General features: G+C 37.6%; 19 protein-coding genes and 1 pseudogene. All 20 read left to right on the top strand.

Annotation, left to right across the window (positions count from 1 at the left end):
- The first annotated feature begins 68 nt into the window (after positions 1 to 68).
- Positions 69 to 695 (top strand): NAD(P)H:quinone oxidoreductase, encoded by a 627-nt coding sequence (wrbA, locus tag C7958_RS01365; protein WP_111570866.1) that lies wholly within the window; start codon positions 69 to 71, stop codon positions 693 to 695.
- 169 nt (positions 696 to 864) lie between these two features.
- Positions 865 to 1,464, top strand: a complete 600-nt coding sequence (locus tag C7958_RS01360; protein WP_111570865.1) for a nitroreductase family protein — start codon at positions 865 to 867, stop codon at positions 1,462 to 1,464.
- Positions 1,465 to 1,603: 139 nt separating this feature from the next.
- Positions 1,604 to 1,837, top strand: a complete 234-nt coding sequence (locus C7958_RS01355; RefSeq protein ID WP_111570864.1) for an AbrB/MazE/SpoVT family DNA-binding domain-containing protein — start codon at positions 1,604 to 1,606, stop codon at positions 1,835 to 1,837.
- Positions 1,821 to 2,291 (top strand): type II toxin-antitoxin system VapC family toxin, encoded by a 471-nt coding sequence (locus tag C7958_RS01350; RefSeq protein ID WP_111570863.1) that lies wholly within the window; start codon positions 1,821 to 1,823, stop codon positions 2,289 to 2,291. The genes C7958_RS01355 and C7958_RS01350 overlap by 17 nt, the downstream gene beginning before the upstream one ends.
- Positions 2,292 to 2,442: 151 nt before the next feature.
- Entirely contained in the window at positions 2,443 to 3,450 is a 1,008-nt protein-coding gene (locus tag C7958_RS01345; RefSeq protein WP_111570862.1) for a LacI family DNA-binding transcriptional regulator, read from the top strand.
- Positions 3,451 to 3,703: 253 nt separating this feature from the next.
- Positions 3,704 to 4,486: an IclR family transcriptional regulator gene (locus tag C7958_RS01340; RefSeq protein WP_111570861.1), complete on the top strand. Its 783-nt coding sequence runs from the start codon at positions 3,704 to 3,706 to the stop codon at positions 4,484 to 4,486.
- 327 nt (positions 4,487 to 4,813) lie between these two features.
- Entirely contained in the window at positions 4,814 to 4,981 is a 168-nt protein-coding gene (locus tag C7958_RS15565; protein ID WP_166668449.1) for a hypothetical protein, read from the top strand.
- Between the two features lie 12 nt (positions 4,982 to 4,993).
- Positions 4,994 to 5,803: pseudogene (locus tag C7958_RS01335) on the top strand (TRAP transporter substrate-binding protein); the annotation flags it as partial.
- Positions 5,804 to 5,878: 75 nt separating this feature from the next.
- Positions 5,879 to 6,358, top strand: a complete 480-nt coding sequence (locus C7958_RS01330) for a TRAP transporter small permease (protein ID WP_111570859.1) — start codon at positions 5,879 to 5,881, stop codon at positions 6,356 to 6,358.
- 20 nt (positions 6,359 to 6,378) lie between these two features.
- Positions 6,379 to 7,659, top strand: coding sequence for a TRAP transporter large permease (locus C7958_RS01325; RefSeq protein ID WP_111570858.1), 1,281 nt, complete (start codon positions 6,379 to 6,381; stop codon positions 7,657 to 7,659).
- A 27-nt stretch (positions 7,660 to 7,686) separates the two neighbouring features.
- Positions 7,687 to 8,517 carry a 5-dehydro-4-deoxy-D-glucuronate isomerase gene (gene kduI / locus C7958_RS01320; protein WP_111570857.1) on the top strand — a complete coding sequence of 277 codons (831 nt, stop codon included), beginning with the start codon at positions 7,687 to 7,689 and terminating at the stop codon, positions 8,515 to 8,517.
- Between the two features lie 95 nt (positions 8,518 to 8,612).
- Positions 8,613 to 9,377 carry a 2-dehydro-3-deoxy-D-gluconate 5-dehydrogenase KduD gene (gene kduD / locus C7958_RS01315; RefSeq protein ID WP_111570856.1) on the top strand — a complete coding sequence of 255 codons (765 nt, stop codon included), beginning with the start codon at positions 8,613 to 8,615 and terminating at the stop codon, positions 9,375 to 9,377.
- A gap of 154 nt (positions 9,378 to 9,531) precedes the next feature.
- Positions 9,532 to 10,425 (top strand): dihydrodipicolinate synthase family protein, encoded by an 894-nt coding sequence (locus C7958_RS01310; protein WP_111570855.1) that lies wholly within the window; start codon positions 9,532 to 9,534, stop codon positions 10,423 to 10,425.
- Positions 10,426 to 10,450: 25 nt separating this feature from the next.
- A complete protein-coding gene (yiaK, locus tag C7958_RS01305) occupies positions 10,451 to 11,437 on the top strand; it encodes a 3-dehydro-L-gulonate 2-dehydrogenase (RefSeq protein WP_111570854.1) in 987 nt (328 codons plus the stop codon).
- An 88-nt stretch (positions 11,438 to 11,525) separates the two neighbouring features.
- Positions 11,526 to 11,915 carry a type VII toxin-antitoxin system MntA family adenylyltransferase antitoxin gene (gene mntA, locus C7958_RS01300; RefSeq protein WP_111570853.1) on the top strand — a complete coding sequence of 130 codons (390 nt, stop codon included), beginning with the start codon at positions 11,526 to 11,528 and terminating at the stop codon, positions 11,913 to 11,915.
- Positions 11,915 to 12,322 carry a type VII toxin-antitoxin system HepT family RNase toxin gene (gene hepT / locus C7958_RS01295; RefSeq protein WP_111570852.1) on the top strand — a complete coding sequence of 136 codons (408 nt, stop codon included), beginning with the start codon at positions 11,915 to 11,917 and terminating at the stop codon, positions 12,320 to 12,322. Before mntA ends, hepT begins: the two co-directional genes overlap by 1 nt.
- Before the next feature lie 123 nt (positions 12,323 to 12,445).
- Positions 12,446 to 13,936 carry a hypothetical protein gene (locus C7958_RS01290; protein WP_111570851.1) on the top strand — a complete coding sequence of 497 codons (1,491 nt, stop codon included), beginning with the start codon at positions 12,446 to 12,448 and terminating at the stop codon, positions 13,934 to 13,936.
- A 1-nt stretch (position 13,937) separates the two neighbouring features.
- On the top strand, positions 13,938 to 14,717 hold the full coding sequence (locus C7958_RS01285) for a DUF6063 family protein (protein ID WP_111570850.1): 780 nt from the start codon (positions 13,938 to 13,940) through the stop codon (positions 14,715 to 14,717).
- A complete protein-coding gene (locus C7958_RS01280; RefSeq protein ID WP_111570849.1) occupies positions 14,701 to 19,179 on the top strand; it encodes a hypothetical protein in 4,479 nt (1,492 codons plus the stop codon). Before C7958_RS01285 ends, C7958_RS01280 begins: the two co-directional genes overlap by 17 nt.
- On the top strand, positions 19,154 to 20,266 hold the full coding sequence (locus C7958_RS01275) for a Wadjet anti-phage system protein JetD domain-containing protein (protein WP_166668450.1): 1,113 nt from the start codon (positions 19,154 to 19,156) through the stop codon (positions 20,264 to 20,266). Before C7958_RS01280 ends, C7958_RS01275 begins: the two co-directional genes overlap by 26 nt.
- Positions 20,267 to 20,279 lie beyond the last annotated feature (13 nt).

Raw genomic sequence — 20,279 nt, 5'->3', positions numbered from 1 at the left:
TCTGGAACCAATGAAAATGAATCATTTTACTTAAAATTAAGCAAGATATTTTTGGGGAGGTATTATTAATGACTAAATTATTAATCACATATTACAGTTCTTATGGACACATGTATCAGATGGCAAAGGCAGCTCGAGATGCTGCAGCAGAAAACAATGATTATCAAGTAAAGCTGCGCAAAATTCCGGAACTGGAAGCAGCTAAAAAGGCAATGTCCGGTCAGGATCCTTATCTTCAGGCACAGGAAGTTCAATCAGATGTAGCAGAAGTTACTTTAGCAGATCTGGAATGGGCAGATGGTATTGTCTGGGGTATTCCAACTAGATTTGGTAATATGCCGGCTCAGGTTAAGCAGTTTATTGATACTGCTGGTGGACTCTGGGCAGAAGGTAAGTTGGAAGATAAAGCAACCGGTATTATGAGCAGTTCTAATACACTTCATGGTGGTCAGGAAAGTACTATTTTAAGCTCCATGATACCACTTATTCACTTTGGCATGATCTTTGTAGGTTCAACTTATGGACAGAACCCGGAATTAAGTGCAGATGATTTCCATGGTGGTTCACCATATGGTCCATCTACAGTTGCCGGCAGTGATGGCAGTATGCAGCCAACAGAGGGCGACCTGAAAATGGCAGGCAGACTTGCCAAAAGAGTAGCCAGAGTTGCTAAAGGAATTAAATCTACTAAATAATAAATTTTAGTGTCAAAAACTCAGTTTAAGATTAATAAAGAAAGCTAACTTAAATTGCAATGTTAAATTGAATTTAAGCAAATAGATTTCCAATATATTCTCAAAAGCCCTGGCCCTAAAAGCCGGGGTTTTTACATAAAAACTTAAATAATAAATGGAGGTTTTAAAAATGGCAAAAGATATTTATCAGGCAACAAAAGAAAGAAGAAGCTATTATAATATAAATGACAAAAAGATAGTACCGGAAAAAAAGGTCGAAGAAGTTGTTGAACATGCGCTTAAATACACACCGACTTCTTTTAATTCTCAGACAGGACGGGTGATTCTTCTATTTGATGAGGAGCATAATAAGTTCTGGAATATAGTTGAATCCAATTTACGCCCTGTGGTGCCGGAAGAAGATTTTGACTCAACTAAAGATAAAATTGATGGATTCCGGAGCGGTTATGGGACGGTTCTCTTTTTTGAAGATATGGAAATAGTGGAAGATCTGCAGCAGCGTTTTCCCCTCTACAGCGAAAATTTTCCGAAGTGGTCCCAGCACTCCAGTGGAATGCTGCAGTATAATGTCTGGACAATGCTGGAGACAGAAGGACTTGGTGCATCTCTTCAGCATTATACAGAATTAATAGTTGAAGATGTGAAGGCTGAATGGGAGGTGTCGGAAGAGTGGCGCCTTGTGGCTCAAATGCCATTTGGCAACCCGGTAGAAGAGCCAGACGAAAAGGAATTTGAACCCTTAGCAGAGAGAATTGAAGTTTATAAATAAATAGTTTTATTCAAATCGGCAGCAGATCAGTTAAGTTTAATCCTGGTTGCTGCCGATTTTTTATTGCATTTTTTACTCAAATAGTAGTATAATAAAAGTAAGGAATATTATTCTTACTCAAAAATAAGAGGGTGAGCTTATGTATCAGGTTAAAATCTCTTCCAAAGGCCAGATTACAATCCCCAAAAAATTACGGGAAAAACTGAATTTGAATAAAGGTGATCAGTTAATAATTAAAGAGAGTAAACAGGGCTATTATTTTGAAAAAAAAGTTGATCAGAATAAAATCAAAAACTATGTAGGAATTTTAAATGAGAATAAGAGAAGTGATCAATTAGTTGAGGAGTTGAGGGGTAATGCAGATTGCGGTTGATACAAACATTCTATTTGATATTTTATTAGCTGATCCCGACTATAAAGACAGTTCCCTAAAATTAATTTTAAACTACAGTTCACAGAATTTAATTATTTCTCAAATAGTTTATGCAGAACTTGCTGCTCACTTTAACAATCCAGCTTTATTGGATAGTTTTCTGAAAGATTCAAATATACAGCTTAAATCTATTGGTAAAAAAGGACTGCAGTTTGCCGCGGCTGCCTGGAAAGAATATAATCAAAATCGAGATAGTCAATTAGAATGCAGTAAGTGTGGTTCAAAAAACACTTTTTATTGTTCAGATTGCGGCAGTAAAATAACTTCCAGACAGCATATAATGGCAGATTTTATTATAGCAGCTCATGCAGTAGAAAATGCAGATCTACTATTGAGCCGAGACCGGGGTTTTTATCGAAATCACTTTAAAGAATTGGAAATTAAATCTTCATAATTGATTATAGCTTAAGAATTTACTAAATCAATTTAGTTTGTTTTTCGACAAAAAAGTCAAAATGCTTGTAAGTAGCAGTAAATTAATGATAAAATAGAAGACAGGATAATAATAGGGGAAATATATGTAATAAAAAAAAGGGTTGATTTGAATGCTGACAATTAAGGATATTGCCAGAAAGGCAGGGGTTTCAGTAGCAACTGTCTCCAAGGTAATGAATGGTTATGACGATATTGGGGAAGTCACAAAGGCAAAGGTTTTAAAAATTATTGAAGAAAATAACTATCGACCAAATGCCAATGCACAATCTTTAAGAACAAATAAATCTTTTCTGGTCGGTCTCTTTTTTAAGGATCACCAGGATAGTGGAGTTAAGCATCCGTTTTTTAGAGGTATTATATCGGGGTTGGAAGAAAAGCTGCTGGAAAATAATTATGATATGATCTTATTTTCTGCTAACTGGGAGGATCAGTTTAGTTATTTAGAAAAGTGTCAGTTCCGTAATGTTGATGGGGCTATTTTAATGGGGATGCCCAAAGACGATCCTAAATTAGCGGAACTTTTGAATGCGAAAATTCCTTCAGTTTTTATTGATCTTGATATGTCTGCTGAGCGCGCCTCTTATATTATTTCGGATAACGAAGAAGGTGCTCGCAAAGCTGTCAGGCATCTGACAGAACTGGGACATCAAAAGATTGCTACTATTGAGGGTGAAGAAATAACTGTTCCAACTCAAAAAAGACTGGCCGGTTATAAAGCTGAAATGAAAGCTCAGAACTTAGAAATCAGAGATGAATGGGTAATTCAGGGTCGGTTTAGTGTGGATGGTGGCTATCAGGCGATGAAAGAAATTTTGCGATTAGAAGATAAACCAACAGCAATTTTCTGTCAGGGTGATGAAATAGCAGTTGGAGCAATGCAGGCGATCAAAGAAGCTGGTCTCAAAGTGCCGGACGATTTTTCTATTGTTGGTTTTGACGACATTGAAATTAGCCAGTATTTAAACCCAGCACTGACTACAGTCTGTCAGAAAAAGGAAGAGATGGGGATAGAAGCAGCTAATATGGTTATCGAGCTGATTAATAATCAGGAAGAGAAGGTCGAGCCCGAAATAATTGATACAGAACTGATAGTCAGGAATTCGACCAGGAAACTGTAATAATTATTAGAGAATATTTTTTTAAAATAAAATAAGAAATTTAAGAGCAGCTTTCTTAATTGAGAGCTGTTTTTCTTTTAAGATTAATCAAATTTCGTTATAATTCCTGTATCCAGCCATATAAAGCCTAAAATGATTGAACTTCAGCATGAAATTAAAATATTCAAAAAACTTCTTGACAAATTTAATGCTGCGGGTCATAATTAATTTGCTGAAAAACATTTTATATATATGAAAAGTATTTCAAAATGAGGTGATTTTAATTCCAAACAATGCTAAGAGCAAAGAATCTACACTTGAAAGATCAATTAAGGTCCTTGAATATTTAGCAGAGACAAAAGAGAAAAAGAATATGTCTGATATTGCTAAAGATCTTAAAATTCCAAATGGAACTTCCCATAAGATTTTAAAAACATTAGAGGATTATCAGTTGATTGAAAGAGATGAGTCAACAAAAAGATACAGCCTTGGCTTTAAATTATTTAAACTGGGTAATAATGTTAAGTACATTCGTGATTTAAGAGATATTTCTATGCAGTACATGCGGGAACTTACCAGAGAAACCGGTGAGACTTCTCAGTTAGGAATTATCTTTGAAGAAAATTTATATTTTCTGGAAATAATAGAAACCCCTAATAATAAAAAAACAAGGGGAACTGTGGGCTTAAGTCTTCCGTTATATGCTCCAGCAGCCGGTAAAGTATTGCTTGCCTTTCAGCCGGAAGCGAAAAGAAAAAAATTGTTAGATAATATTAAATTAAAGCCATTTAACTTAAATACAATAACTGAGCGAGATCAACTAGAAGCTGAATTAGAAGATATCAGGAATAATGGTTATGCTGTTGACCGAGAAGAAGTTTTTCTGGGGACAACCTGTCTGGCGGTTCCTGTTTATAATGCAGAAAAGAATGTGGTTGCTGCCCTGGGAATAACCGGTGATACTGAAAGGGTTAAAAAGAATAGGGATAATTTAGTTAACACGATCCATCATGAGGCCTTAAATATTTCTTTTAAACTTGGCTATCAATTATCTTAAAAAAAAAACAAATTTTTTTAGCCAGCTTATTGAAAAGTTTTTCATATATATGAAAAATGTAATTCTGTTCGGTAAAATTATTATGATAAATGAAATACAGAAGAGAATTATTTAACCTGTAAATTTTCAGAAAATTATTTTATATACAAATATTTTCTCATTTTTACAATTACCTAAAATGAGCACCGGGTATCTGCCCTTATCTTCAGGGCCTGACATATAGTTGAGATAGGAACTAATAAGATTAGAGAAAGGAGGGTGAGAGATCAGGATTTAAAAGGCACTAAGATTAAACTAATTAGAATAATAAAACCTAGGAGGAATAAAATGAAATTTAAGAAATTATTTTTGATCAGCATTTTTGTTTTTGTCCTATTAATGGCCAACACTGTGATGACTTTTGCTGCAACTTATGAGTGGTCTCTAGCATCAGTTTTACCAGAATCTCATCCAGTTCATAGTTCTTTAGAATTTTTTGCAAAAAGAGTAAATTAGAATACAGATGGCGAAGTAGAAATTACCATTTTTGCCGGTGGCCAGCTGGGAGAAGAACAGGATTATATAGAAGGATTACAGCTGGGAACAGTTGATATGGCTAAGGTTTCTTCTGCTCCTCTGGGACAATTTTCCGAAAGCCTGCAGGTTTTAAGTTTGCCATTTATATTTAGAGATATTGAACATCAGCATGCAGTATTAAGAGGTCCGATTGGGGAAGAATTAATGACTGATTTAGAAGCAGAAGGATTTAAAGGCTTAAGTTTCTTCGACGCTGGATTTAGAAGTGTTACCAATGCTGTTCGTCCGATTAGAAAGCCCGAAGATTTAGAAGGTTTACAGATTAGAGTTATGGGAAGTCAGCCTTTAATTGAAACCATAAATGCTTTTGGAGCAACAGCAGTTCCAATGGGTCAGGGCGAAGTTTATGTAGCTTTACAGCAGGGAGTAATTGACGGCTGGGAAAATAATGAGCCTACAGTTATTACCTTTAATATGCAGGAAGTAGCTGAATATTATTCTTATACCCGTCATGTTTCCATACCTGATATTTTAATTATGAGAAATGATCTCTTTGCAGACTTAGATGAAGAAACAAAAGAGGCAATAATGGATGCTGCAGAAGCAACTGCAATTTATCAGTCAAGTATCTGGGGAGATTATGTAGGTCAGGCTAAAAAAGAATTAAAAGAAGAAGGCATGATCTTTAATGAAGTAGATAATATTGAGGATTTCCAGGAAGTTGTAACTCCGATTTATGAGAAATACGGCCAGCAGATTCCTAATGGAGAAGAGTTAATAGAGTCAATTGTAAATTATTAATAATAATCTTAATATTAATACGGTTATGATCTGGGAGGATCATAGCCGTATTACTCAAAGGAAAGGATTATTAAAATGGATAGATTAGTTTTAGTGATAGATAAAATTGAAAGATATCTTACTTATTTTACTTCGGTAATGATAATTTTATTAACAACTGTGATTAGCTGTCAGATATTTTTTAGATATGTTTTAAACACAGGAGTGTTTTGGCTGCAGGAATTATCGGTTATTATGATGATGTTGATAGTCTTTTTGGGAGCAAGTGGAGCTGTCTGGGATAATCGTCATATTGGCTTGAATTTTGTAGTAGAGAGTTTGCCTGCAGGAATAACAATCTGGGTTAGAGTATTAAGTGATTTGATTATTGCTATTTTCTCTATTCTATTTTTTAACTATGGATTAACTATGACACTCAATACTGGGGGAACTCTGTCTGCTCTCAGAATTCCAATAGGTTTTACATATGCAATTATACCTGTGACAGCAGTCCTGATGGCTTTATTTGCTATTATAAAATTAATAAATCGAATTAGACTTTATTATTTTAAATGAAAAATAGGAGGTAGTAATTTATGGAACCAATCTGGGTTTTAGTTTCTACATTCTCATTTTTTCTGGTAATTGGTCTTCCTATAGCTTTTTGTCTGGCAACATCCTCTTTGTTAACAGCCATAGCTATGGGGATTCCCCCCTTAATCGTAGCCCAGAGAATTGCACGAGGAGTTCAATCTGTTCCTTTGATAGCAATTCCCCTGTTTGTCCTGGCCGGTTCAATAATGGCTAAAGGGGGAATAGCAAAAAGAATAGTTGATTTTGCTTATATTTTAGTTGGACCGTTTAAAGGTGGACTGGCTATGGTAAATTGTGTGCAGTCAATGTTTTTTGGTGGAGTTTCTGGATCTGCAATTGCAGATATTTCTTCCACCGGACCAATTATGATTCCCATGATGGTAGAAAAAGGTTATGATCGCGAATTTGCTACTGCGATTACTGTTGCCTCTTCAACTCAGGGCATTATTATTCCGCCCAGCCATAATATGATAATTTTTGCAATGGCAGCAGGGGGAGTTTCGATCGCAGATTTATTTTTGGCTGGTTATATTCCGGGGATTATGGTGGGTTTATCCCTGATGATCACCAGTTATTTTATTGCAATCAAAAGAGATTATCCGCGTGAAAAAAGACCGTCATTTAAGGAATCTATACAGATAACCAAAGATGGTTTGCTAAGTTTATTGGCCGCTGTCATAATTGTGGGGGGAATTGCTTTTGGTATTTTTACTGCAACTGAGGCCTCAGCGATTGCGGTTTTATATGCTGCATTTTTAGGAATTTTCATTTATAAAGAAATTACTTTTAAAGATCTATTCCCAATAGTAGTAGAAAGTGTAAAAACTATCTGTACTGTTTTATTTCTGATTGGTGCTGCTTCTGCATTTGGCTGGATCATTACCTACCTGCAGGTGCCGGCTCTGGTAACCAATTTCTTTTTATCACTGACTACAAATAGAATAATTATTTTTCTATTAATTAACATTCTGCTTATTCTACTGGGAATGGTAATGGATGTTGCACCTCTAATAGTTATTGTGACCCCTGTTTTATTACCTGTGGTCCAGTCTCTGGGAATGAGTTCTATAACCTTTGCTGTGGTTCTATTACTTAATTTAGGAATCGGTTTAACCACACCTCCGGTTGGAACAGGATTGTTTGTCGGCTGTTCTGTAGGTAAAACTACAATGGAAAAAACGGCTAAATCAACCATGATCTTATGGCCGGGTATGATTTTAGTAGTGCTTTTAGTTACCTTTATCCCAGCATTAACAACTTTTTTACCAAATTTGTTTAATTAAATCTCAAAAAATAATAGGAGGAATATTATGGACGTTAGATATCCGGTACATGCAAGAAACTTTAAGAGAATGACCACAGCTGAACTCAGAAATGATTTTTTAGTCGATGACCTTTTTAAGGAAGATGAGATTAAACTTGTTTACAGCCATATTGATAGAATAGTAGTTGGCTCTGCAGTTCCTAAAACTAAAGAACTTAAGATCGAGCTTGATAAAGAGATTGGAGCTAATTACTTTTTGGAAAGAAGAGAAATGGGTATAATTAATATTGGCGGCACAGGTCAGGTGATAGTTGATGGAGAAAAATACAGCCTTGAATCTGGAGAAGGTCTATATTTAGGTAAGGGAAGTAAAGAAATTTCTTTTACAAGTGAAAACGGGGAAAAGGCAGCTAATTTTTATTTTAACAGTACTCCGGCTCACAAAAAATATCCAGATAAGAAAATAGCTTTAAGCGATATTCAGGCAGAGCATTTAGGAGAAGCAGAAAAATGTAATTTAAGAGATCTCTATAAATATATTCATCCCGAAGGAGTTCAGAGCTGTCAGTTAGTAATGGGGATGACCAAAATAAAAGAAAATAATAATTGGAATACAATGCCCTGCCATACTCATGACCGCAGGATGGAAGTTTATTTTTATTTTGATATTGAAGCTGATAATGTACTATTCCATTTGTTTGGGGAACCAGATGAAACCAGACATATTGTGGTCAGAAATAAAGAAGCCGTAATTAGTCCCAGCTATTCGATTCATTCCGGTGTAGGTACCAAAAATTACACCTTTATCTGGGGAATGGCTGGAGAGAACCAGACCTTTACTGATATGGACCATGTGCCGATGGATGTTTTAAAGTAAAAAAATTATTCTGGCTTTAAATATTTCCTGAGTCCTGGTAATTCTAAACATTACTTATATTCAAGAAACTCAAAAAATCTAAAGGGAGAGATATTATGGATTTATTTAATTTAGAAGGTAAAGTAGCTATTGTTACCGGCTGCTCTAGTAAAAAGGGGATTGGCTATGCAGTTGCCGAAGGTCTGGCAGAAGCAGGTGCTGATATAGCTGGAGTTGCCCGCAGTGATTTAAGTGAGATAAAAAAAGCTGTAGAAAGCAAAACCGGTCAGAAGTTTCTGGGAATTCAGGCCGATTTAATGGAAGAAAAGAATTTAGATAAAATAATAGAAGCAGCTCTAGCTGAATACGGCAGAATTGATATCCTGGTTAACAATGCTGGTATAATTAGACGCGATCCTATCCTAGAATTTTCGGCTGCCGACTGGGATGCTGTAATGACAGTTAATTTAAGAAATCTATTTTTACTGACTCAAAAAACAGCAAATTATTTTGTAGAAAATGAAATTAAAGGTAAGGTAATTAATACAGCTTCTATGTTATCCTACCAGGGTGGTAAATTTGTTCCATCCTATACTGCCAGCAAGCATGCGGTAGCAGGAATTACAAAATCGTTCTGTAATGAACTGGCGGCAAAAGGGATTAATGTAAATGCCATTGCTCCCGGTTATATAGCCACCAATAATACCGCTCCCCTGCGGGAAGATGAAGAAAGAAATGCCGGTATTTTAAGCAGGATTCCGGCCGGACGCTGGGGCCAGAATGATGATTTAAAAGGGGCAGCTATTTTCTTAGCTTCTAAAGCTTCTGATTATGTACATGGAAGTATTGTTCCGGTTGATGGAGGCTGGCTGTCCAGTTAAGACTTAAAATAATTTGAAATATAAGCATATTTAACGAAAGGAAGGGGAGGTGTTCATATCTCCTTCCTTTTTATGTTATAATGAGCTTAAAGTGAATAAATTACATTATATTAGAGAACATTTTCAACTAAAAATTTCAGAAGGAAGTGTTAAAATGAAGAGACTAAAAGGAATTGTACCAGCTTTAATGACACCGTTTAAAAAAAATGGAGAGATTGATTTTGAATTTCTAAAAGAACATCTTGACTTTTTAATTGAAAGCGGAGTTGATTCACTTTACATACTGGGAACAGCTGCAGAAGTATTTTTAATGGATTTAGAAGAGAGAAAAGCGGTGGCCCGGACTGTTGTTGAGCATACTGCCGGCCGGATTCCAGTTTTTATGCATGTTGGAGATTTAAGAATGGATGATGCAGAGCAGATGATTGACTTTGCTAAAAACATAGATATTGCCGGCCTGGGAGCGGTAACTCCATTTTATTATCATTTTTCTCAGCAGCAGATGGTAGATTACTATCAGAAGCTTGCTGAGATGGCAGCTCCGGAATTGAATTTGTATCTCTATAATTTACCATCTTATACGACCAATGATCTGCTGCCAGATTCTGTGGCAGCACTGAGTCAGACAAAAAATATTATTGGAATCAAAAACAGCATGGGAGATCTGGAGCGATTATATTCCTTAATCGATCAGAGTCAGGATGATTTCGATATTATAATGGGTAATGATTTACTGGCCTACCCAGCCTTTTTGTATGGAGCTAAGGCTGTAGTTTCCGGGCATTCTAATGTTTACCCCGAGATTTTTGTTAAACTTTATCAGGCACTGCAGGAAGGAGACTTAAAAACAGCCCGTAAAATGCAGGAAGCTACCACTATAATTGGCAGGGTCTTAAAAGGCGGCAGTAATCTGGCTTATTATAAGAAAGCTGTGGAGTTTAGAGGTTTTAAGCCAGTTTACAGCCGGGAACCGATAGGAAAGTTAAAGGAGCGCGAAATTGAAAAACTGAAATCTGAGCTTAAAATGATTGAAGGAAAATATCTATAAAAGCTCAGGTAAGGGAGGCTTCAAAATGAGAATTCAATATCAAAAATTATATGATAAATTTTTAGAAGTTCTGCTGGACAGAGGTTTTACAGAAGCAAAAGCGGAACTTGCTGCTAAAATCTTTGCAGACAGCAGTCTGGACGGTTTTCAGTCACATGGGATTAACAGGTTTCCCGAGTTTATAATGATGATTGATGAGGGCTATGTCGATATCGAAGCAGAGCCGGAAAAAGTTGAGAGCAACGGTAATCTTGAAATTTATGATGGCAATCTGGGTCCAGGAGCTTTAAATGCCCACCAGATAATGGAAAAAGCAATTGCTAAAGCAAAAAAAGAGGGTGTAGCAGTAATGGCTCTGCGCAACACAAATCACTGGATGCGGGGCGGCACCTACGGCTGGCAGGCAGCAGAGGCAGGCTGTGGTGCAATCTGTTTTACCAATACCCTGCCAAATTTACCACCCTGGGGAGCTAAGGAGTCAAAACTGGGGAATAATCCACTGGTGATGGCAATTCCGCGCCAGGAAAAACATATTGTTTTAGACATGGCGGTTTCTCAGTATGCCTATGGAACTCTGGGCGAATATGAAATGAAAAATAAAGAGCTGCCTTATCCCGGTGGTTATAATCAAGAAGGAGAATTGACCACTGATCCGGGCGAAATTCTGGAGACAATGCGGCCCCTGCCTGCCGGTTACTGGAAGGGTTCCGGCCTCTCAATGATGCTTGATCTATTTTCTGCCCTACTTTCCGGAGGCTTAAATACTTTTTTAATTGGTAAAAAAGAAAAAGAACATGCTGTTTCTCAGCTTTTTCTGGTCTTTGATATGGAGAATAAAATAAATGAGGAGACAATCGAACAGACTGTTGAGTCGGTTCATTCGGCAGAGAGAGTTGATCCCGAAAAAAAACCAACTTATCCGGGCGAAGGAACCTATCTGCGGAGAAAAGAAAATCTCAAAAAAGGAATTCCAGTTCAAAAAGAAGCCTGGGAAAAAATCAATAATTTATAATTAAAAACAAGCAGCTTTCTTAATTGAGAGCTGTTTTTCTTTTTAAATTACTTTAAATGATGTATAATTTAATAAATGGGGTGATGCTATGGATTTAGAAGTGCCAGCAGCTATTATTGAAAAATATAATATTGAATTGTTTGTTGTCTTTGGTTCCTATGCTGAAAACATAAATAAGCCGGGAAGTGACCTGGATTTGGCTTTTAAAAGCTCAGATAATTTAGAACAGCAGCAGGAAATGAAACTTTTAAACGAATTATCTAAGTTTTATCAGCGTGGTGACATTGATTTAGTTAACTTAAGCAAAGCTGAACCAGTCTTAAAAGTAGAGATTGCCAAAAAGGGTAGATTATTATATGGTTCTCAAAAGAAATTTGAAGAGTTCAGTATTTATGCTGCTGCTATCTATGCAGATACAAAGTTTCTTCGCGATGATCGCAGAAAAACTCTGAAAAAAAAGCTTGAGGTGAGGAATTAATGAGCGAAATAATAGTAAATAAACTAATTAAAATGGAAGAATACATTAGTGAATTAGAAGAATTTAAACCTGAAACATATAAGGAATATAAGAATGATCAACTTAAGCGATATGCGATTGAGCGTTTAATTCAGCTAATTATTGATTTAGCTCTGGATGTTAATAATGTTTTGATAAAAAGATCAGATCACTATCCAGCCCAGGATTATTATTCTTCATTTCTTGAATTAGTTGAACTGGAGATTTTACCAGAAGAATTTGCCAGAGATATTGCTCCAAGCACAGGTATTAGAAACCGCCTGGTCCATGAATATGAGAAAGTAAATGATAAAGTGGTTTATCAAAATCTTGATAAGTTAGTTAAATATTATCTGGATTATATTAAATATGTAAATAAGAATATCTAAGTTTTAGAAGCAGCTTTCTTAATTGAGAGCTGTTTTTGCAATAATTTTGCTTAAAAAGCAGGAAGAAGTCAGTCAAAATAGAATAAATATTAATGAAAGATTATTATTCTGGAGAGGATTTTTATGGATAGAGCCAATACAGGTTTACATGAGCGTTTAAAAAAGACAACTGCGATTTCACAGCTGGGGCAGGGGATGGATGTGGGAGCTTTAAATGACTACTCCCATCAGATTGCACTTTATCTGCTGCTTAAAGTTTTTAAGCGGGAAATTAATAATAACAGTCAGCGGCAGAGACGTGATCTAATTTCAATGACTACCTCAATTGTCAAAGAGATGCAGCTGCCGCTTAATTTAGAAGAAATTGAAAGACTGGTGGATGGAGTTCTCTACTCTGGAGATCCAAAACAGCAGTCTTACTTTACTGCCCGGATTTATGATGAAAAAGCCGGGGAGATCAGAGAATTTAAATACCGGTATTTAATACCCGACCGTGAGGCCTCTAACTGGCAGGAAGGTGGGAGCACAGTCTATATGATCTCCGAAACTGCTCAGGAGATTATTTTTATCACCAGAGAAATTTTAGAGGAATTTGGTTTTGATTTAGAGCAGTTTTATACCCTGCAGCTGATTAAAAATGGTAACTTTACCGAAGCCAAAAGTAGTGTCAGCAACTTAATTGCCCGGGTCCGCAATTTAATTAAAAAAGAAAAAGACTGGCGGGAGGATATTTTGCGCAATCCGGGGCTCATATTTTCGGCCTATAAGGAGCGTAAACGGCGAACAGAAGCTGAAGTTAGAGAACAGTTTAAAGACGAGAAAAAAGTTTTTAATGATATTTTTGTCTGGCGGGACAGGCTGGATACTTTTGAGAATGTAAATCGAAAAGAAGGAGAGCTCCTTTTTGAAGAGCTGGAACGGGCCCGATCTTTACACGACAGGCTGGCTGAGCTTACAATATCCAATCTTTCTTTAGAACTGCAGATTCGCAGAGATAATCCCGATATTTTCTGGAAGACTTCCCGGCTCAGTTTCAAAAAAGATTTCTGGCAGAATACCATCTTACAGGAGGGGCTGCCCCGGATGGAGCTTCTGGAAGAAATGCTAAATCCCTTATTTTCTCCGGCTCAGGACTTTATCTTTCCTTTAGATTGGGCCTGGTCAGAACAGCAGCTCTACAGTTATTTAGAAGAATCTGAAGCAGAGCTGGAAGAATTTGAGGTAGAAGCAGCACCCAAACGGGAATTTGACTGGGAGCTGATTTTAGATCTCTGGCAGGATGTTTTTAGGGAGTTAAAAGAAGAGGGAGAGTTTAATTTAAATCAGCTTAATCAGCTGCCCCCTGCGGAAAAAGAACGCTGGCTGAGTCAGGAAATCAATCTGGAATTATTTATGATGTTCATTATCACTGAGATTAAATTAAGACTGGTTGAGGAATACCCGGGTTTAGATGAACGCCTGCTCTTATTTAAACGCCTGACAGAGAAAAATGAAGAATTTGCTGAACTGGCAGGGAAAAGAGTTAAAGCAGAACTAAATGCAGGCACAGAAAAATTGAATCTTTTAGATCAGTTTATCATTTCACCCTATAAAATATATCTGGAGGAAGAATAAAATGGCTTTTAATCAGGAACAGTTAGAAAAGGGAGCAGCTTTGTTTTTTAAACTACTAGATGAGCAGATAATTTCGGCTTCTGAACCGCTGGCGGAAAAGTACCGCAGTGACAGTGAAGTTCATAATATTGTAAACACCATGGCAGCTGAAGCTGGACTCAAGGTTTTTGCTACAGCCAGAAATGTCCATCTGATCTCAAAGGCCAGGGGTTCAAGTTTTGCCAACTCCTATACTCAAATGAAAAGTAAATATTCGGGTTTAAAGCGTAAAAGATATTTTTATCTGGCCAATATCATTATTTCAATTTTTCTGGCAGAGGTAGATAAAGAAAGCCATGTCCGGATCCGCTGGGAGGAAGAAGGAGTAAGCTACCACCGGCTTTCTGATCTGGTAACCTCGACCCTGGAGAGCTGGCAGCAGCGCAAAAAGGAAGATGATAGTTTTGCCGAGCAGTGGTCAATCGCAGTTGAAGAGGTGGCAGAACTCTGGCTGACAGAGTTTAACGAATATAAGTTAAGTCAGGTTGATGAGACAATAGATGTCACCAGAACCAGAGGTAACCGCCTTTCTTTTATCAATACTGCTCTAAAACCCTTAACTGAACAGGGATTGATCATTGATCAGAGTGATGAGCTGAAGATCATTCCCCGCCCCCAACTTTACGAGCGCCTGGACGAGATTTATCATGATCAGAAAAGGTACAACCAATTTATGGATTTAATCAGAGAAACCCGCAGTAAAATTGAGCAGGAGGAAAATAACGATGCCCAGACTGAGTAAAATAAGAATTACCGGAAATAAATATGATGGATTTCAAAAACAGCACCGCAATTCAATTTTTGATCTGGAGGCTGACCACACCCTTTTTACCCTGCAGAACGGCAGTGGTAAGGGAGTTATGCTGCAGCTGATTTCGCAGCTGATGCTGCCCGGAACAGCCTGGGGTAAAAGAAATGGTAACAAGCTGGAAGGAATGTTCTATGACCGCTACCAGGTTTTTCAGCCCTACACTTTCCACGTAGTTTTGGAGTGGAGGCTTGACGGCAACGAGGATAAAAAGCTGCTGGCCGGAATCTGTGTTTCAGCCCACAAGCAGCAGAGTACTAACGATCAGGAGGGGAAGGTCGGCTTAAAATACTTCCTTTATACCCACCAGTATCAGGGTCAGAGCCGTTTTGGACTGGAGAATCTGCCTCTGTATACTAAAAGCAGTGATCAGGTTTTAGAATATGATAGACTGGAAGAATTTATAGATCAGAACCGCAGTGATTTTATGAAGTTTTCGAAAACAGCAGTTTCCAGCCTTAACTCTGAATACTATCAGTACTTAAGCAGCCACGGAATTTACCGCTCCGAGTGGGAAATCATGAAAAATATCAACCGCAGTGAGGGTGGACTGGAGAAATATTTTTCTCAGGCCAGGGATAATAAAGCACTTTTTGAACAGCTGATTATTCCAGCAGTTAGTGAAAGTATTTCCTACCGGGGAGAATCAGAACAGAATTCTCTGATCAATATTTTTGTGGATAATATTAAGATTGCAGAAAACCTGCCGGAGTTGATTTCTCGAACTGAAGATCTGCAGAATTTAGATCAGATGGTTGAACCACTCTTAAATGATGCTGAACAGGGTCTGAGGCTGAAAAAAACGAAGACCATGATTAGAGAAAGAGGTAACAATTATCTCCGGGGAATAGCTGACCGCCAGACTTTTCTGGAAAATGAACTGCGCCGCAGTGAGAATGATCTGGAAGCAGCGGAAAAGAAGATTAAAGATTTAAATTTTGCCCGGGAAAATTTAAAATATGTAGATAAAGCCAGAGAGCTTAAAAAACTAAAAGAACTGCAGCAGCAGGAACAGGAACAGCTGCAGGAACTGCAGACAAAAGAAACTGAGTTAAAAGAGAGCAGGCTGCAGTATCAGCTCAATCTGGAATATCTAAAATATCAAAGGCTGCAGCAGGAAGCAGCAGAGACACAGCAGAAAATTTCTAACTTAAAAGAGCGCAGTGAGTTTAAGGAAGTAGAGGCTGAGATTGAAAAAATCAAATCGGAACTGAAAGAAGATTACCAGCAGTTAAAAAATGAACTGCAGGCCAGTGCAGCCGATTATTATTCTCATCAGAAGTATTTAAAATCAGAAGAAAAAACTCTGATTCAGCGGCAAAAAGATCTTAAAAATTTGCTCCGGGATCAGGAGAGAATTATTGCTGACTATGAATTTGAAAAAGAAAAATTTGAAAGTGAAGAAAAAAGACTGGCTCAGTTTTTTAATCCCCTGCAGCTGGAAAGTCCGCGCTATCTGTTAGAGGAATTAAAAAAGAAAAAGAACGAGCTGGAGAAAAAGCTGGCCGAACTCAACGAAAAACTGAAAGCAGAAACAGAAAAAGAAAAAGAATTAAAAAGCAAGCAGCAGGAGCTGGAAGTTAAGCTGGCAGAAGCGAGAAAAGATAGAGCCAATCTGACCGAACTTTATCAGCAGCAGAAACAGGAGGAAGAAAAGATTTTTTCACTGCTGGTAAAGAATTTGGAGCTGGATAAGTTCGATAATTTCTACAGCAAAAAATGGCTGCAGCAGCAGAAAAATGAACTTTTAAAATTAATCACCGAAAAAAAAGAACGGCTGAAGCAGTTAAACAATCAGAGTTTTGAACTGCAGCTTGATTTAAATTTAAATGACCAGGAGTACTGGGTGGCCAATCACGAACAGCAGAAGTTATACCAGAAAATTAAGGGCTTAAATATCAGAGTTTACTATGGTAGTGAATTCCTATTTGAACTGAGAGATGATAAAGAAGAGCTGCTAAAGAAATATCCACAGCTGCCTTATGGCCTGGTTGTTGTTTATCAGTCAGACTGGGAGAAAATAAAGCAGAATCTCTCTTTAGAAGAGCTGATGCATTATGCAGTTCCAATTTTTATTAATCACCAGCTGGATCAGGAGGAAGTAAAGCTTCCCTTTCAGGTTCTGTCCGGAACTGAATTAAAATTTATTAAAGATAATCAAAATTTTAGCAGCTGGTACAGCGGTCTTAAAAATAAAGAAGCAGAAATTAGAGAAACTACTTCTATTGTGGAAACAAAGATAAATAAGCTGGAGGAGCTCAACTATCAGGCAGCCGAGATGCTGCAGAAAAAAGAAGCATCAGAGCTAAAAACTAAACTGGATAATCTGGATGCCAGCTTAGAAGAGCTGCAGAAGTCGCTGCAGAAAAATAATCGCAGGCTCAATAATACTGCCCAAAATATTAATTCTCTCAGCGGCAGAATAGAGAAAAAAGAGCAGCAGCTTAAAGAAAATGAAACTAATCTGGAGCAGATAGAAGAGTTTATAGAAGCTAAGGAAAATTTAGAACAGAAAGCTTCCCGTTATCAGCAGGCAAAAGCGGAAATTGAAAGTTTGGAATCCAGCCTGGAGGAAAACTCGGACAAACAGCGTCAAAATAATAAATTGAAGCTGCAGCTGGATAATGATTTTGATAACTGGCAGCAGCAGCTGAAAAACTTTCAAAATCAGCTGCAGGAAATATTGAGCGGGGTAGAGACTCTAAAAATAACTAAATCAGCCGCAGGTGATTATAAGGCCTCTAAAGACTATCCCCAGTTTATACGAATTGAGGAGACTGAAGCCTATCAGGATTTTCTAAAAATAACTGACCTGCAGAAAAAAGAAGCTGAGATAGAGAGTGAATTAAAATATCTGCGCCGAGATCTGCAGAAAACTCTGGCTGCTTTAAATGAGTCAGAATCAGAGCTCAATCAGCTGGCAGAGGACTGGGAAACAAGGGATTATGATTTCAAATCAAGTAGAAAACTGAAAATCAGTCTGGAAGAAGTAGAAAGCCAGCTCAAAAGTCTGGAAGCTGAGATTAAAGAATTAGAGGCTGAAATTAATATTAGAACCGGAGAAATCAATAATCAGAGCCGGGTTTTAAGTGAAAAAGCAGCCGAAATTAAAGATAGATTTCAGCGCTCGGTTCAGAGCTGGGAAAAAGTTGATTTAAAGGTCAAAGAGCTGGAAATAAAAAAAGAGCTGAGCGAAGCAAAGGATTTCAAGGCTAAATTAGAGGAAATGATTATCAATTATAAAGATAAAATTTCTCATTACAGCAATTTGAGCAACAAGCTCGAATACTATCAGCTTGAGGCAGCTAAAGGTGAACTTAATGCCGGTATTAAAGAGGAACTTAAAGAAGATCCGGCAGCTGTGGTTGACAGCTGGACTGCTGATTACGAAAATATTCGTTCCAAACTGCAGAAGTTAAGGGAGAGAACAGAGGAGAATTATTACCGCTTTAAAAATGAAGTGGCAGAGATTGTAGAAAATAAAACTTTACGCAGTCGAATTAACGAAAAACTGCTCAACAATTTTAGGATGAATGACTATCAGTATAATTTTGAAATGCTGAGCAGCTTTAAGGAATATTTAAACAATGAGCTAAATAGAATTGATGAAGATAAATCGGAGGCAGAAAGAGCCCGCAGTCAGTGGGCTGAGCGTTCGGCCCTGCATGTGATGCGCCTAATTACTTCGATGCAGGAAATGATCAACAATATGGTTTATCACAATCAGCGGGGTTATGCTTTTCCTTTAGTCCGTCTGCGCCGCAGTGATCTGCTGCCGGAGACTGAGGAAGAGATAATAGCTGAACTGAAAGAATATTTTCTGGAACTGCTGCAGAAGTTTAAGCAGCAGGAAATTGAGGTCGACCGTCTAACTGATTATCAGCTCAAAGAATACTGTGGAGATGCAGCTCTTTTCTCCCGGGCTCTGCGCGGACGTTATCCCGTTCTCCAGGTTTATAAGATGACTGAGAAAAACGAATTTCTGCATGCTAAACCTGAGGATTATTTCTATTCTGACTGGGAGGCTGTAATTCAGGGTAAGGGTAATGCACCGGAGGGCAGTGGTGGTCAGTCATTATCAATTAATGCTTTTATGATGATGATGCTTCTAAATTACAAAAAACAGCGTTTTGACCGTACTAATCCCTGGACAGTACTTTTTCTGGATAATCCCTTCGGTAAGGCTTCGGCAGCTCATGTGCTGGATCCAATTTTTAAAATTGCTGATAAGCTCAATTTTCAGCTGGTGGCCTTTGCAGCTCCGGAGATTATTAAAACAGAAATATCCGAACGCTTCCCTGTTTTCTGGGCCTTAGAGATTGCCGATGATCAGAAAAACAGAGGTGTTGTTAAAGGACAGGTGGTTTCAGGTGAGAGAAGAAGAAAAATGGAATAAGTTATTCAAAAAATTTAGGGATGAAGAGCTGGCCTCTAGGAAGCGTTTTGAGCTGTCTGAACTGGAGCAATATTTTAAAACAGAGCTGGGTGGAGTTTCTGCCTATCAGGCCGCTGGTGGTTATCAAAATCTTTATCAGCTGCTGCAGGAGCTGGAAGCCAATCATAAAATTAATAAAATTAAAAGTTCAGACTTTAATCAGCGCCAACCCCAGCTTAAAAAGCGCTGGCGTCTGGTCAAAAAAGAGCATCAATTCTGGTCAGATAAAGATATTTTGCAGCTCTCACGTTATCTTAATTTGAACTATTATTTAAAAAGACCTGACCAGCAGACTGAAGACTTGAAACAGAAACTCTTTCGACTCTGCAAGTTTTTAAGCAGTAAAGCTGAGCGGGAATGGGCCAGCCGGGAGGAGCGCTCCCTGGAATTATTTACTGATGAGAAATTTTTGAGTAGAGCGGAAGGAAAAAAACTTTTAAATAATTTAAAGTTAAATCTGGCTGATTTAAAAGCTCAGCAATATAACCACTTATTTGTTTATTGGACTCTAGATCCGGCTCAGATCAAAAATATTTTAATTCTGGAAAACCATTCAGCTTTTATTGGCGCCAAAAAAGCACTGGCTGCAGGAATTAATATTTTTAATCAGGATTTTGATACTGTAATTTATGGTCAGGGTAAAAAGATTATCAGCAGTTTTTCATTTTTAGAAGAACTGCTGGGTATTGATTTGCTGGCAGGTGAGCCGGAGCGGCTTGATAGGATTAAAAAGCTAAATATTTATTATGCTGGTGATCTGGACCCGGAGGGTTTTGCAATTTATAAATCTTTAAAAGAAAAATATCTGCAGTATGAGATTAAACTGCTGGCAGAATATTATCAGCTGCTTTTAGATGAGGCCGATAAGTTTTATCCCTGTCAGAAAAAGCAGAATAAAAACAGCAATGTTTTAACTGAGGCTGCAGCAGAATTTAGATCTCAGGATTTTACTCAATTAGCGGCCAGTTTAGAAAAAGCCTGGGCAAAAGATGTGAGGCTGCCGCAGGAGCTTATAACCTTTGAGGTGTTGAAGAGATATTTTAGTTAAGTTTTGTATAAAT

Origin of the sequence: Halanaerobium saccharolyticum, from assembly GCF_003259895.1 — a bacterium.
Classification (GTDB): Bacteria; Bacillota; Halanaerobiia; order Halanaerobiales; family Halanaerobiaceae; genus Halanaerobium; species Halanaerobium saccharolyticum_A.
Note: the sequence above shows the minus strand (reverse complement) of the source record. Positions and strands in the feature narration are given on the sequence as shown.